Raw genomic sequence first — 12705 nt, forward strand, 5'->3', positions numbered from 1 at the left:
TCACAGCGGCGCGAGCAGCTTGTGCTCCGGATGCCCGTGGCATTCCGTCGCCGCGTTGCAGCCGGGCTCGTGCTTCTTCTCGGGCGGCATGATCTTCTCGCCCAGGTCCGTGCGCATTCGAGACTCGGCTTGGGTCCAGTCGGGGTCCGGCCCGGCGTCCCGGGGCACGAAGAAGAAGCCGCCGGCATCCGTGCACGCGTAATAGAACAGATCGCCGTCGCGCACGCCGACCTCGATCTTGGGCGCGCCCTCCGGCTTGTACGGGTTCCACACGAAACCTCCGAACAGGAACGGTGAGGCCGTGCCGGCGTCGCCTTCCACGTGGCACTCGAGGCAGTTGGTCGCGGTGTAGGCGGAGTGGTCGGCGGGAGCGGTCTTCACGGCGCTGCACGCCGCGTCGTAGGTGCAGGGCCAAAAGTCTCCGGGGCTGCAGATCACGCCCCCAGTACCGCCCGTGCCACCTCCCCCGCTGCCGCCGCTCCCGGACGCGCCGCCACTGCCCGCCATGCCCGCAGCGCCGCCGGCGCCCGCAGCGCCCGCGGCGCCACCGGTGCCACCCGTGCCGCCGGTGGCGAACCCCGGCGGGGTGGCGAGCTGCGAGCCGTCGAAGCAGGCCTTGGCGTCCACACTGCCCGACAGCCACGACCGGATGCAGAGCGCGCCCGCGGCATCGAGCGCATGACCACCGAAGTGGTGCTCGCTGTTCAGCCCCTTGCGCAAGAGCGTGAGGCGCTCCGGGTGCGCGCCGCCCTCTCGCCACACCTGCGCCAAGATCTCCGGCTCCAGCGTCACGACGGCGCGGTAGTTCGAGGCGTGTTCCTCCGCCGTGGTGCCGGCCTTGCCGGGCACGTCGGTCGTCGAGAGCCGCAGGCCGTTCTTGGAGTAGAGCCGCATGTTGCGCCCCGGCTGCCCATGGCAATCCAGGCTGCCGCAGCGTGCGCCCAGCATGTTGCTCACCTTGGGAAAGTCCTGTTCCGGAGGCACGTCGTAGGGCGTCGGCTCGCTCTGGGCAGCGCACGCCGAGAGCAGCATCACCACGGCCAAGCGCTTCACGGCGACTCCTCCAAGGTGACGGGCCCGACGCTGCTCGAGCTCTGGGTTCGCCGGTGGCACGCGGAGCACGAGCGCTCACGGAAGATGGGCGTCTTCATCACCGCTACTTGACCTTGGTATTCGACCTTGACCCACAGCGGGAAGCTCAGCGCCAGAGCGCCTTCGTCGAGGAAGAAGTTGCCGGTGAAGTTCGAGCCCACGGTTTGCTGTCGCCCGGCGCTGTCGAACAGGCGCACGGTGACCCCCTCCAGACCGAAGCTCGAGTCCTTGTTGGGGTACACGGTTCCCGCGAGGTCGAAGTGCGGATGTGCCGTACCGCCCTTTGTGTGACACCAGGTGCACGGATCCCCGGCTCGATGCAGCGGCCCCGCTTCGTAGCCCCCGCGATCCGGTCCCAAGCTGGCACCGCGATCGCGCGCGACCGGGTCCTCGCATCCGAAGACCAACAGTAGCGCGAGGGGGACGAGTAGCCGCTTCACGGAAACCTCGCCGTGAAACTTGCCACACCGAAACCCGCCCAGCGATTGTCCACGTACAGCGCGTCGAGGAAGTCCGTGTAGATGCCGCGTGCCTCGAGCGAGACGCTGAACGCGCGTGGGTCGTCTCCCCCGAAATTCCAGGCGACTCCGGCGCCCAGGGACGCCGACCACAGCGGTCCCAGCTCCCGGTCGCCCGTCCGATAGTCCGGGACCACCACACGACCGTCGCCAATCTGCCCCACGTAGGCGCGACGCCAGAAATCCACGCCGGACTGGTCGTGAAACCGCGCCAGCGGCCAGAAGGACCAACGCCGCGAGAGATCGACGATCCAGCGAACGTCCGTGGTGCTCGCGCGCAGGCCCCAACTGTCGACATAGGCGCGGTCCCAGAGCACCAGGGTGGAGCTCGAAAAGCGGTGTGCGAGACGAAGACTGGCGGCGTAGCGCTGGCGATCCTCCGGTACGCGTTCGTCGAGGCGCCCGGGGAGGCGACGGCTGTTCACCAGCTCCACGGACGCCCCAACGGGAATGGTGGGAGCAACGGCGGCGTCGAACAACGGCAGCCAACGATACGGCTTCTCTTGCCGGCCGCTCTCGAGCATGACGTCGAGCCCTGGTGTCAGCGTGGTCGCGGGTCCGAGCACGACTTCGAGCCCGCCCGTCAACGTGTGGCGGTGCAGCACCAGGCCGTACACGGAAAAGGGCGTCCCCGTTCGTCCCGCCTCGTCCCGCTCGAAGGAGTAGCGGAGCGAGAGGTCGAGAGCCTTCTTGTACAGCTCTTGCGAGACACCGACGCCGCCGTTGAGCGCCACGTAGTCCGGCTCCACGGACGCCGCGCCGAACACGGACGCCGTGGTGTCACCAAGGGCGTAGCTCGCGCCCAGGGACCCAGCGTGACGCACCTCCGTCCACCGCGGGCTGGCGGTGGACACGATGTCCACGGAAGCGGCCGACACGATGTCCACCAAGTAGGTCCCGTTCGCGGACCAACCGGCCATCGCGTCCTTGGCGCTGGCTCGGACACTGGGCGTGACAACGGTGACGTGATCGGTGTCCTGGTAGCCCCCGACTTCCGCACCCGTCTCCCAGGTGACGTCACCCCGCGCAGGCAGGCTGACCGCGAAGGCCGCCAGAGCGAGCAACGCGAGCGTCTTGGGTTCGGTACTCGGGAACAGGTTCAGTTGCATCCGCAGCCACTGGATGGCGCCACGTTACCGCCGGCAGCCCCCTCGTGAACCGCTTGCATGTGATCCCGACTGACGCTCTCGTTGTCATCGGGGGACATCGAAGGCTGGGCCAAGCGGCCGCGCTGGTAGGGAGCGACTTCGGCGCATCCCACGGCCAGCGCGGCGCTGCTCACGAGAGCCAACAGAAACGCTCGCGTGATCAGCGAATGCCCTCGCAACAGCCGTTGAGACAGACTTGACCCGACGGGCACGTCTGACCGGCCTCACCGCACACCTGCTTGCCCGCGGGGCAGGGCTCCAAGAACTCCTGGATCTCGCCGCCGCCGACCTCGTAGAGGTAGCTGCCGCTGGTGGCCCAGAAGTGGTTCAGCGCACCGAACCCGAAGCCCTCCACCGGCGAGCCGGTGCCGTCGTTGTATTGGTATAGATTGGCCTGCACCCAGCCGGTCTCTTCCTGGTGGTACTGGGCGATGAAGTCGGACGTCATGTCGGAGACGTAGACGTACTGCTCACCCGTCTTGGGGGCGACCACGACTTCCATGCCGTCCATGTGGCTGCCGGCGAGGTTCGGGTAATCGAACTCGGCGACCCAGCTCTTGGTGGGCTCGTGGTACGAGTACACGCGGCGTGCGCTCTCTCCGCCGCCGTACCACACGCCGTTGGCGTCACCGAAGCCCATGACGGAAAGGGTGATGGCGCTGCTCGGCTGTACCATCACGCTGGAGGTCGCGGGCCCCATCAGGTACTCGCTGATGACGCCGTCGTGGCTGGGCCCGAGCATGTACAGCTTGTCCTCGGATGCGGCGAAAATTTCCGCGTGGGAGGCCGAACCAAGGGGGACGTTGTCCGAAGCCTTGGTCAGGGTCTTGATGAACTCCAGCTTTCGCTCCTCGATCGGGCCCGTGGCGTTGGGGTTGTCGGGGTGCTGATCCGGCTCCAGCTTTCCGTCGTTGTCCGAGTCCAGCAGCGTGACCTTGTAGACGTCCAGATAGGTGCCGCCGCGGTTCACGTAGATCATGTCTCCGATGCTGTCGACGTCGTAGCCGCCCAAGAACGGGGTCTGATCCTTCTCGAAGACGGCGTACTGGTAATAGTTGCCGGTGGGCGTATCAGTTCCAATGGGCGTCAGGGACTTGCAGGTTCCCGTTTGCTCGTCGCACTTCTGACCGGCGCTGGCGTTGCAGGTCACGGCCGGGGACACGGGCACCCACTTGGAGGGCGGTCCTGCGTCGCACTGCTGAACCTCGTTGCCATTGCAGTGGAAATCGCCGGCGTTGCAGCCCGTGCGGCAGGCGCCGGTGGCCGAATCGCAACCGAACTCGCAGGGGCTCACCTTCTGCCACTCACCCGTCGCGTCGCAGGTTTGCTCGCCGCCGAGCTTGCACTTGGTGGTGCCGGGCGCGCAGGTTCCGCCACAGGCGCCGTTGCTGCAAACGAACGGGCAGTTCTGGCTGTCGATCCACGTGCCGTCGAGGGAGCAAGCCTTGAGGGTGTTGCCCTCGCACTTGGTGTCGCCGTAGGCGCACTCGATGGGGGCAGTACCCGCGGTGCCCCCGTTGGCGCCGCTCCCATCCGGACCACCATCCAGCTTGCCACCGCTACCGCCGAACTGATTGCCGGCGACGCCGCCCCCGTCGTCTCCACCGCATGCACCGAACACGCCGACGACCGCGCCGACGACCGACCAGTGGACCAACGTCCGAATAGGCGACTTCATTGTACCCTTCCCGCGCTGAAAAATTGTGGCCAAACGATAGCACCGCTCGCGCCACGTGCCCAGCGACGGGACGGCTCACTGAGCCGTCTTCTTGTAGGTCCCCACCAGCTCCGTCTGCGCCACCACGTGGCCCTCCATCGCTTTTTCGAGCTCTGCCTTGGTGGGCGAGGCAAGTTGCAGCGCTGTATCCAATGCGTACAGCTTGAAGAAGTAGCGGTGACGACCGATGGGCGGGCAGGGGCCACCCCAGCCCGCCTTGCCCCAGTCGTTCTTGCCGTCCTTGCCTCCCCCCGCCTGCGGCCCGGCGGATTCCGCCAGCGACGACGTGGACGGGGGGATGTCGTAGAGCACCCAATGCACCCACACGCGCTTCGGAGCAGCGGGGTCCGGCGCGTCGGGATCATCCACGATCAATGCGAGGCTCTTGGCGGTATCCGGAACCCCGGACCACGAGAGCGGAGGCGACGCGTCCTCGCCTTCACAGGTGTACTTCTTCGGGATCTCCGCGTGGTGTGCGAACGCCGCTGATTCAATCTTCATCGTCGAGCTCCCTCGGGGCACGCCCGGTGAACCCGTGGGATCGTTCTTGGTGCAGGCCGTCCCGACGACCGCCACCAGACCGATCCCGAACAGGGTCCCCCAAACGTTCATGCGTCAAGCATTCCCATGACGCGCGAGGATCGCAACCCCCGGCAGGAGGGGTGAGGCGTTACGCAACGCCACCACGCAGCAGGTGCTGACGCCAACGACGAAAGCGCACACGTTACGCAACCAAGATCGAAATATCGCAGCATCGAGAGCCAGCGTCCTTGGCACGTCCCATGCTGCCTGTTCGATTTCGTCTGGCGGTCGACGTCGTGTCGATCGCGAAGCTGGTGCAGCGTCACGCTGGTGTGACGCGCACGGTGTGCCTTGGTCGTGACTCAGGGACGAACGACCCAGCCAGAAAAGGGTTCGCTCGGAAGCGTCGAGAGGTCGAAGCGCCTAGCACGCCTCGCCTAATCGCCAGGATGGTCTCGACGGCGCCCGGGAGCGCCAAGGCAACTTCTTCGGTTTCGGCTCCGCCGACCGCCAGACACCCTGGGGGGGTTCAGAACGTGCCAGCGACGCCCAAGGTCGTTCGCGTTGCCGTGACGTCCAGCAGCGGAATGACGCGGACCCGACCGAACACGTCACTCTCCGGGCGGGGCTCGTAGCGGTCGGGGTCGTCCCCCGTGACCAGCAGATAGGTGCCGATGCCCGCCCCCACGGCGCCCACCCCAAGGGCCGCAAAACCCCAAGGGTAGCGGGCATTCACCGCGTCTTTGTCTTCGATCACGATGCGCAGCTCTTCTTGAACGCCCGCACATACCGACGGCTTCTGCACGGGGTTTTGAGGATCGCAGTCTCCGCCTGCCGAGAGCCGCGCGCGCAGCTCGTCGCTGCGGTCCTCGGCGTCGCGTTGCTTTCCGTAGTTCCAAACCAGGAACGCGCCGCTCCCGATGGCCACGGCGGCGCCAGCGCCCAGGCCGACCCATCCCCACGTCCGCTGCGACGTCGCGGCGTCGCGGTAGCTCGCGCGCTTCTCCGGAGTCGGCGCCAGCTCGATGCGCACGTCGCTCTTTCCGCGCACCGGAACGTCCACGTCACGCTCGAAAGGGAAGAACTCCGCGCGCTCGACCCTCACGCGATGGCGGCCGGCGGGAAGCGCCAGCGGTCCGGCATACGCGCCGCGCGGAGATCCGTCCACGAACACCACGGCCTCGGGCTCGCTGATTTCGAGCGCCAGCCGCCCGCCCTCCGAGGTGAGGAGCGAGGCATCCGGCTCCAGATTGGGAGCAATGCGTGCCTTGCCACCGTCCGCCACCGTCAGCACCTGGCGAGCCGGCCGGTAGCCCTTGCGGCGCACGTCGACCACGTGCCGGCCGGGAGCGAGGGACAGCGGGCCTGCCAGTGGCGTCTTGCCCACGACGACACCGTCCACCACTACGTCGGCGTCCAACACCGGCGTGTCCACCTCGAGCATGCCGAGCTTGCCGTCAAGGGGCACGAGCTGAAAATCGAGCGCCTGCCGGCGCCCGCCGGCGACCGTCACCGTGCGACGGGAGGGCGCGTGGCCCGACGCCACCAGAGCGATGACGTGTTGTCCACTCGCAACGGCGAGGGGCTCGGGCAGCGGGGCCTGCCCGACGTCCACGCCATCGACCTCGATCCGAGCGCCATCCACGTTGGAGCGGATCTCGATGCGGGCGATGCGCGCGGCCTGCTCCGCTCTCAGCTCCCGGGCGTGGGCCAGGCGGTCCGCCGACAGATCCCCGGGGCTCGCGATGAGCCGGTCCAGGGCATCCACGGCCTCCACCGGATGCTTCATGGCAGCCTGGACCACGCCGATGTTGTAGAGCACCAGCGGATGCGGGATGAGCTCGTACGCGCGCTGAAACTCCGCCAATGCTCCGCCGTCGTCTCGTTGGTTGAACAGCTTGAGGCCTCGGTCGAAGCGCTCCCGGGCCTCCCGCCGCGTGGCGTCCGCTGGCGCCGCCGAGAGCGTCGCGGAGGACAGGAGCAAGACCAGGGCAAGGCGGCGAGCGAAGTGCACGAAGACGCATCTTAAGCTGGGCGGCTTCTCGGCCAAACGCTTTCCGCGGCCCTGGTTTTGAAAACTCCCGCGCGTACCCTAAGCTTGTCACCTGATGGGAGAGGGCGCGCTCGCCGCCGGCGAACTGATTGCGGGGAAGCTCCGCGTCATCCGGCAGTTGGGTGTCGGCGGCATGGGCGCCGTGTACGAGGTCGAGCACGAGTTCACCAAGCACCGCCGCGCCCTCAAGATGCTGCACGCTCGCTTCGCCCGCAGCCCGGCCGTGGTTGCACGCTTCTTGCGCGAGGCGTCGGCGGCTGGCCGCATCGACAATCCTCACATCGTTCAGACCTTCGACGCGGGGCAACTCGACAGCGGCGAGCCCTACCTGGTGATGGAGCTCTTGGACGGCACCCCGCTGGATGCCGTACTGCGCCGCCGGGGCAAGCTCGAGCCACCGCAGGTCCTCGAAGTCATCGCGCAGGCAGCGGAGGCGATGCACGAGGCGCACGAGGCCGGAATCGTCCATCGCGATCTGAAGCCCGAGAACCTGTTCCTGCTGAAGGGCGACGAGCTGTTCGTGAAGATCCTCGACTTCGGCATCTCGAAGTTCGACGAAACGCTCTCCGGCGAGCGCGCCCTCACCACCGAAGGGTCCATGCTCGGTACGCCCTTCTACATGTCGCCGGAACAAGTCCGCGGCAACAAGGACTTGGACCATCGCACCGACGTGTACGCCCTGGGCGTGGTGATGTACGAGTGCTCGAGCGGCAAGCGCCCGTTCTCGGCCGACAACCTCCCCGAGCTGTCGGTCCGTATCCACGAGGGCAAGAAGACCTCGCTCGCGGAGCTGGACCCGACACTGCCCGAGCCGCTGATTGCGATCGCGGAGCAGGCCATGGCGCGGGGTATCGACGAACGCTTCGAGTCGGCGGCCGCGCTCGCTCAGGCCCTGCGCCGCGCGGAGGGCGAGTTGGCCCTGGGCCACGCGGCCACCGTCGCGATCCCGTCGGAGCTGGTGGGGCCGGAGTCCGCGCTGCCCTACTCCCGTACGGTCGTCGCCGGCGCCCCACCGACGGCAGCCCCCGCGCGCTCCGAAGCACTGCAAGATACCCAAGCGCCGATGAGCGTGACGCGAGCGGCGTCGCCTCGGCGGTCATGGGCCATCGCCGGCGGCGTGGCCGCCCTGGTGGCGGTGCTCGCTGGCTTGGGCCTGGTGGCGCGCACGGACGTCCGGCCAGAAGAGACATCGACGCCGGCGAAGATGGCGCCCAGCGCCGACTCGAGCAGCATCCGTGTGCTGCCGGCGCTGGAGTCCGCCGCGCCCACCGCGAGCGCAGCCGCGACGGATGCGGGGCCGCCCCCGAAGCCGTCTGCGAGCTTCCGCGCCGGACCAACCCCAAAATCAAAACCGGCGGGCACGCCGAAAACCCCGTCGCGGGACCAGCAACACCAGATGGCGACGGAAAACCCGTTCTGATCGCGCTATAAGCCAGCCCCAGTGGACGCGTTGGTCAGCGGGCGGGCGTTCTTGGGTCTGGTTCGACACCTGCGCGATCAGCGAGCGGCCGGCACCCTGGAGAAGGTGCTGGAGGTGGCGGGCCCCGGCGCGCAACAGGTGTTCGCCCAGCGGATCTCCAAGCTGGCGTGGTTTCCCTACTCCGCGTTCACGGACTTCCTGGTGGCGGCGGAAGCAACCTTTCCGAACGTGAGCTTCGAGCTGGGAACGTTTGCAGGCAAACGCGATCTGGGCACGGTGCTCAAGATCTACGCGGCGCTGGCCAGCCCGGAGCGACTGATCCGCGCGTGCAAGCTGGTGTGGCCCAGCTACTACCGCAACGCCGGACGCATGGAAGCGGTGGAATGGGCTCCCGAATCCACGGCGGTGCGGATCTACGACTTCCCGGACATGCACGTGCTGCACTGCCGCTTGATGGAGGGCTGGATGATCGCCACCCTGGAATCCCTGGGCTTCGTCGTCGGAAGGGGCGCCGGACAAACGGCGTTCATGGGAGACGGCGCGCCGTATCACGAGTTTCGCTGCAGCTGGCAGCGGGACCGCTTCAGGGAAACAGCGCGATGACGGACGTGTTCTTGGCGGGCAGCGCACCCGTTCCCAGATCCACGATGCCGCCCGACGTGTAGTACGCCGTCATGGCCAGAACGCTGCCGGCGTAAGCCACGTGCCCGCCGAAGTCGGCGCCGAACGCGCCCCAACCGCTGGAGGCCTGATGCGAACCGTCCGATAGAGCGAAGCGGGCGAGGAAGAAGTCCGTGCTCGACTCGTACTTCACAGGCCCTGCGCCGAAGTTCACGGCGGTGTTGATGGTCCCGGCCAGGGCGACCTCGCCATTGGGAGACACGGCCACGGAGGTCGGGAGGTCGTCCTTGCTTCCGCCGAAGGTCTTGACCCAAGTGGTGGTGAGGTCGCTCTTCTTCACGCGCAAGAGGAAGATGTCCTTCATCCCTTGGGAGGTGATGGGCCCGGTTCCGAAGTCGACCTGGCTCTGGAACGTACCCGTGAGCACGACGTCTTGACCGGCGTCCGCCAGGGCCACCGGAGTGTCTGCCGAAGAGTCCCCGATGACGCGCCCCGTGAGCGCAGTTCCGTCGTCTTGGAACTTCACGATGAACACGTCCGTGTTGTTGCCGCTGCCCACCGACAAGGTGACGCCATTACCGAAGTCGAGGGTTCCGCGAAGATCGCCCGAGACGACCAATCCACTCGAGTCCGCGACGATGGCCGTGGGCTGGGTGAGGGTCGGCGCAGAGGACGAGTTGTACACGTGCTTGGCCCAGGTGACCGCACCGCCAACGCCGCTGAAGCGCGCCAAGAAGCCGTTGGTCCAGGGGCTCGTCATGATCGTACCGTCGAAGTCCAGAGTGCCGTAGAAGGGCCCGCCCACGACCAGATCGCCATTGGCCGTCACGCTCGCGACGACGCCTTGGAGCACCTGACCGCCCGGACCATCGATGCACTTCGACCACAGGTGGCTGCCGTCCACGCCCGAGTACTTGGCGACGACCACCGCTGCGTCACAGGTCAGCGCGGCGCCACCAAAGCTTCCCCCCGCAGTAGTGCGCCCCGCCACCAGGATGTCGTTCTGTGCATCGACACCGACATAGCTCAGGTACTCGTAGCCGCTGCCCCCGAAACGGCGGGACCACACGTGGGCACCAGCAGGGGTGTACTTGGCGATGAACCAGTCCTGACTGGCAGACGTCAACGTGCCGCCGCCGAAGTCGAAGGCTCCGGAGAACTCGCCCGCGACGAACAGATCCCCATTCGAGTCGAACACGACCTTGGGTGTGGCGGGCGTCTTGTCCAATATCTGGGTCCAGGCGGTGGGGCCCGCGGGGACGCACTTCTTCCCCACACAATTGCCGCTGGCGCAGTCCGAGTTCATTAGGCACGCGGCGTCGTTCGCGCACGGGGTACAGTCCGCACCGCCGCAGTCCACGTCGGTCTCGTTGCCGTCCTTCTGCTTGTTGTTGCAGCCGGGGCTGGTGCACAAGCCGCTCGCGCAGGTTCCGCTAGCGCAATCCAGGCTGTTCCAGCAACCCTTCTGGGGAGCGCACTTGGGACAGGTTCCCCCGCAGTCGACGTCGGATTCCACGCCGTTCTGCAGGCCGTCGGAACAGCTCGGCTTGTTGCACGTGAGCCCTTGGCAGACCTGGCTCGCGCAATCGCTGGGCTTGGTGCAGGGACTGCCGTCGCACGCGCCACAGGTGCCGCCGCAATCCACCTGTGTCTCTCCGGGATCGAGCTTGCCGTTCTTGCAGCTGGGGACGCCGGCGTCCGCCACGCCGCCGTCTCCGGTGCTGGTGAGCTCACAGCTCCCAGCCTTGCAGACTGCACCGTCCGGGCAGTCGCGGTCTTCCTTGCACTCCGGCAGACAGGAGCCGACCTTGCACACCAGCGGCGGCGGGCAGTCACTGTTGTAGACGCACCCCTGCCCAACGCTGGCGTCCGGTCCGTTGCCGGGATCGGGGAGCTTGCCGTCCTTGCCGAGCTCCTCCACGTCCGCGCAGGCGCCCTCGGTGCATACCTGGTTCGCCAAGCAGTCGCGGTAGGACTTGCACTGCTTCCGACACTTGTAGTCCTTGGCGCAGAACAAGTGCTCGGCGGGACAGTCCGTGTGGTACACGCACTCGGTTTCGTCCTCGAGCAGGCACACGTTGAACGGCCTGTCGCTCGGCACGCACCGCTCTCCGCCGGCGCAATCTCGAGTGTCTTCGCACTGCGTGTGACAGCGTTTGAAGGCGCACACCAACGGCGACTTGCAGTCGCTATTGATGAGGCAACCCTCGGCGACCTCCGCCAATCGCTTGCGATCTTCGGAAGAGTCCGACCCACAAGCGACGGCGGCGCAGAGCCCAAGCCAAGCAGAGAGCAGCAAGCACGTCGCACGCACCACCGCCCCAGTCCCCGATCCTCGCATGGCAAAAATGTAGAGTCGGATTGGGCTCGAGTCGAGCCGAGCCTTGATCCGGCCGGCGAGCACGGGCATCACCCAGTGCGATGGAGCTAGCGAACCGAGCCGCCGTGGTGACCGGCGGAAGCCGTGGAATCGGCCGAGCCATCGCCCTGGCGCTGGCAAAGCGGGGGGCAAACGTGGTGGTGGCGGCCCGCAACGCCGACAGCGTTGCGCAAGTGGCCGACGAAATCCGGGCGCTCGGCCGCAGGGCCGCAGCCGTCGCCTGCGACGTCACCAGCCCAGCGAGCATCTCGCGACTGTCGCAAGTCGCCCGCGACGAGCTCGGCGCCATCGACATATTGGTCAACAACGCCGGCATCGCCAGCTCGGCGCCGATCAAGACGCTGACGCTCGAGGACTGGAATCGCGTGATGGCGGTGAATGCCACCGGCACCTTCTTGTGCACGCAGGCGTTCTTGGCCGGCATGGCAGAGCGACGTTGGGGCCGCGTGGTGAACGTCGCCTCCATCACCTCGCGGATGGGCTCGCCGTATATCGCCGCGTACACCGCTTCGAAGCACGCGGTGCTCGGATTCACGCGGGTGGTGGCCGCGGAGTACGCGGCGCGCAACGTCACCGCCAACGCGGTTTGCCCGGGCTACGTCAACACCGACATGACGACCGACTCGGTCGCGCGGGTAATGGCCAAGACCGGCCTGTCCAGCGAAGCCGCGCTGGAAGCGATCCTGAAGACGGCGGGACAGAAGCGCTTGATCGAACCGGAAGAAGTCGCATTCGTGGTGGCGTCTCTATGTGCCGAGGACGCGGGTGGCATCAACGGACAGGCCATCGTCATAGATGGAGGAGGGCTCCTGGCATGACTCTCGAGCTGATCAATCCGGCGTCGCTGGGCGCTGCTAAGGGCTATTCCAATGGCGTGCTGTGCCCTGCGGGCGGCCGCCTCCTGTTCGTCGCGGGGCAGGTGGGCTGGGACGAACGCCAGAGCATCGTCTCGCCGGAGTTCGCGCTGCAGTTCGGTCAAGCGCTGGCCAACGTCACGGAGGTGGTGCGCGCAGCGGGTGGTACTCCGGAGCACATTGCCCGACTGACGATCTACGTGACCGACAAGCGCGAGTACGAGCAATCTCTGAAGCAAATCGGAGCCGAGTACCGCACTCGCATGGGAAAGCACTTCCCGGCCATGGCGCTACTCGAGGTGAAGGGCCTGCTCGAGCCGGGGGCCAAGGTCGAAATCGAAGCGACTGCCGTCATCCCGTGAATTTCGCTACACTCGAGG

12 protein-coding genes are annotated in these 12705 nt (G+C 67.1%); 4 read left to right on the forward strand and 8 right to left on the reverse strand.

The features are described 5' to 3' along the window. From H6717_17090 to H6717_17120, 7 genes are all read right to left on the reverse strand, one after another. On the reverse strand, positions 1-1053 hold the full coding sequence (locus H6717_17090) for a hypothetical protein (protein ID MCB9578747.1): 1053 nt from the start codon (positions 1051-1053) through the stop codon (positions 1-3). After that, on the reverse strand, positions 1050-1532 hold the full coding sequence (locus H6717_17095; GenBank protein ID MCB9578748.1) for a hypothetical protein: 483 nt from the start codon (positions 1530-1532) through the stop codon (positions 1050-1052). The genes H6717_17090 and H6717_17095 overlap by 4 nt, the downstream gene beginning before the upstream one ends. Continuing rightward, positions 1529-2719: a DUF3570 domain-containing protein gene (locus H6717_17100; protein MCB9578749.1), complete on the reverse strand. Its 1191-nt coding sequence runs from the start codon at positions 2717-2719 to the stop codon at positions 1529-1531. The genes H6717_17095 and H6717_17100 overlap by 4 nt, the downstream gene beginning before the upstream one ends. Continuing rightward, positions 2710-2937, reverse strand: a complete 228-nt coding sequence (locus H6717_17105; GenBank protein MCB9578750.1) for a DUF4266 domain-containing protein — start codon at positions 2935-2937, stop codon at positions 2710-2712. The genes H6717_17100 and H6717_17105 overlap by 10 nt, the downstream gene beginning before the upstream one ends. Further along, positions 2919-4436 (reverse strand): hypothetical protein, encoded by a 1518-nt coding sequence (locus tag H6717_17110; GenBank protein ID MCB9578751.1) that lies wholly within the window; start codon positions 4434-4436, stop codon positions 2919-2921. Before H6717_17110 ends, H6717_17105 begins: the two co-directional genes overlap by 19 nt. Positions 4437-4511: 75 nt before the next feature. Next, positions 4512-4976 (reverse strand): YbhB/YbcL family Raf kinase inhibitor-like protein, encoded by a 465-nt coding sequence (locus H6717_17115; protein ID MCB9578752.1) that lies wholly within the window; start codon positions 4974-4976, stop codon positions 4512-4514. Between the two features lie 550 nt (positions 4977-5526). Then, positions 5527-7011 carry a PEGA domain-containing protein gene (locus H6717_17120; protein MCB9578753.1) on the reverse strand — a complete coding sequence of 495 codons (1485 nt, stop codon included), beginning with the start codon at positions 7009-7011 and terminating at the stop codon, positions 5527-5529. A gap of 94 nt (positions 7012-7105) precedes the next feature. Between H6717_17120 and H6717_17125 the strand changes: the two genes are divergently transcribed. Further along, positions 7106-8470, forward strand: coding sequence for a serine/threonine protein kinase (locus tag H6717_17125; GenBank protein ID MCB9578754.1), 1365 nt, complete (start codon positions 7106-7108; stop codon positions 8468-8470). 21 nt (positions 8471-8491) lie between these two features. Continuing rightward, complete coding sequence (locus H6717_17130) at positions 8492-9073, forward strand: hypothetical protein (protein ID MCB9578755.1); 582 nt, start codon at positions 8492-8494, stop codon at positions 9071-9073. Here the strand turns inward: H6717_17130 and H6717_17135 are convergent. After that, complete coding sequence (locus H6717_17135) at positions 9054-11432, reverse strand: hypothetical protein (protein MCB9578756.1); 2379 nt, start codon at positions 11430-11432, stop codon at positions 9054-9056. The two genes, H6717_17130 and H6717_17135, sit on opposite strands and share 20 nt — an antisense overlap. A gap of 80 nt (positions 11433-11512) precedes the next feature. Between H6717_17135 and H6717_17140 the strand changes: the two genes are divergently transcribed. Then, positions 11513-12289 carry a 3-oxoacyl-ACP reductase FabG gene (locus H6717_17140; protein MCB9578757.1) on the forward strand — a complete coding sequence of 259 codons (777 nt, stop codon included), beginning with the start codon at positions 11513-11515 and terminating at the stop codon, positions 12287-12289. Next, positions 12286-12687: a RidA family protein gene (locus H6717_17145; GenBank protein ID MCB9578758.1), complete on the forward strand. Its 402-nt coding sequence runs from the start codon at positions 12286-12288 to the stop codon at positions 12685-12687. Before H6717_17140 ends, H6717_17145 begins: the two co-directional genes overlap by 4 nt. Positions 12688-12705: the final 18 nt, after the last annotated feature.

The sequence above is a fragment of the Polyangiaceae bacterium genome, assembly GCA_020633235.1.
GTDB lineage: Bacteria > Myxococcota_A > Polyangia > Polyangiales > Polyangiaceae > JACKEA01.

Bases quoted from the DNA above. Each gene is read 5' to 3' on its own strand.
- H6717_17100 (MCB9578749.1), bottom strand. From the start codon at position 2,719: ATGCAACTGAACCTGTTCCCGAGTACCGAACCCAAGACGCTCGCGTTG.
- H6717_17110 (MCB9578751.1), bottom strand. From the start codon at position 4,436: ATGAAGTCGCCTATTCGGACGTTGGTCCACTGGTCGGTCGTCGGCGCG.
- H6717_17115 (MCB9578752.1), bottom strand. From the start codon at position 4,976: ATGAAGATTGAATCAGCGGCGTTCGCACACCACGCGGAGATCCCGAAG.
- H6717_17125 (MCB9578754.1), top strand. From the start codon at position 7,106: ATGGGAGAGGGCGCGCTCGCCGCCGGCGAACTGATTGCGGGGAAGCTC.
- H6717_17135 (MCB9578756.1), bottom strand. From the start codon at position 11,432: ATGCGAGGATCGGGGACTGGGGCGGTGGTGCGTGCGACGTGCTTGCTG.
- H6717_17140 (MCB9578757.1), top strand. From the start codon at position 11,513: ATGGAGCTAGCGAACCGAGCCGCCGTGGTGACCGGCGGAAGCCGTGGA.
- H6717_17145 (MCB9578758.1), top strand. From the start codon at position 12,286: ATGACTCTCGAGCTGATCAATCCGGCGTCGCTGGGCGCTGCTAAGGGC.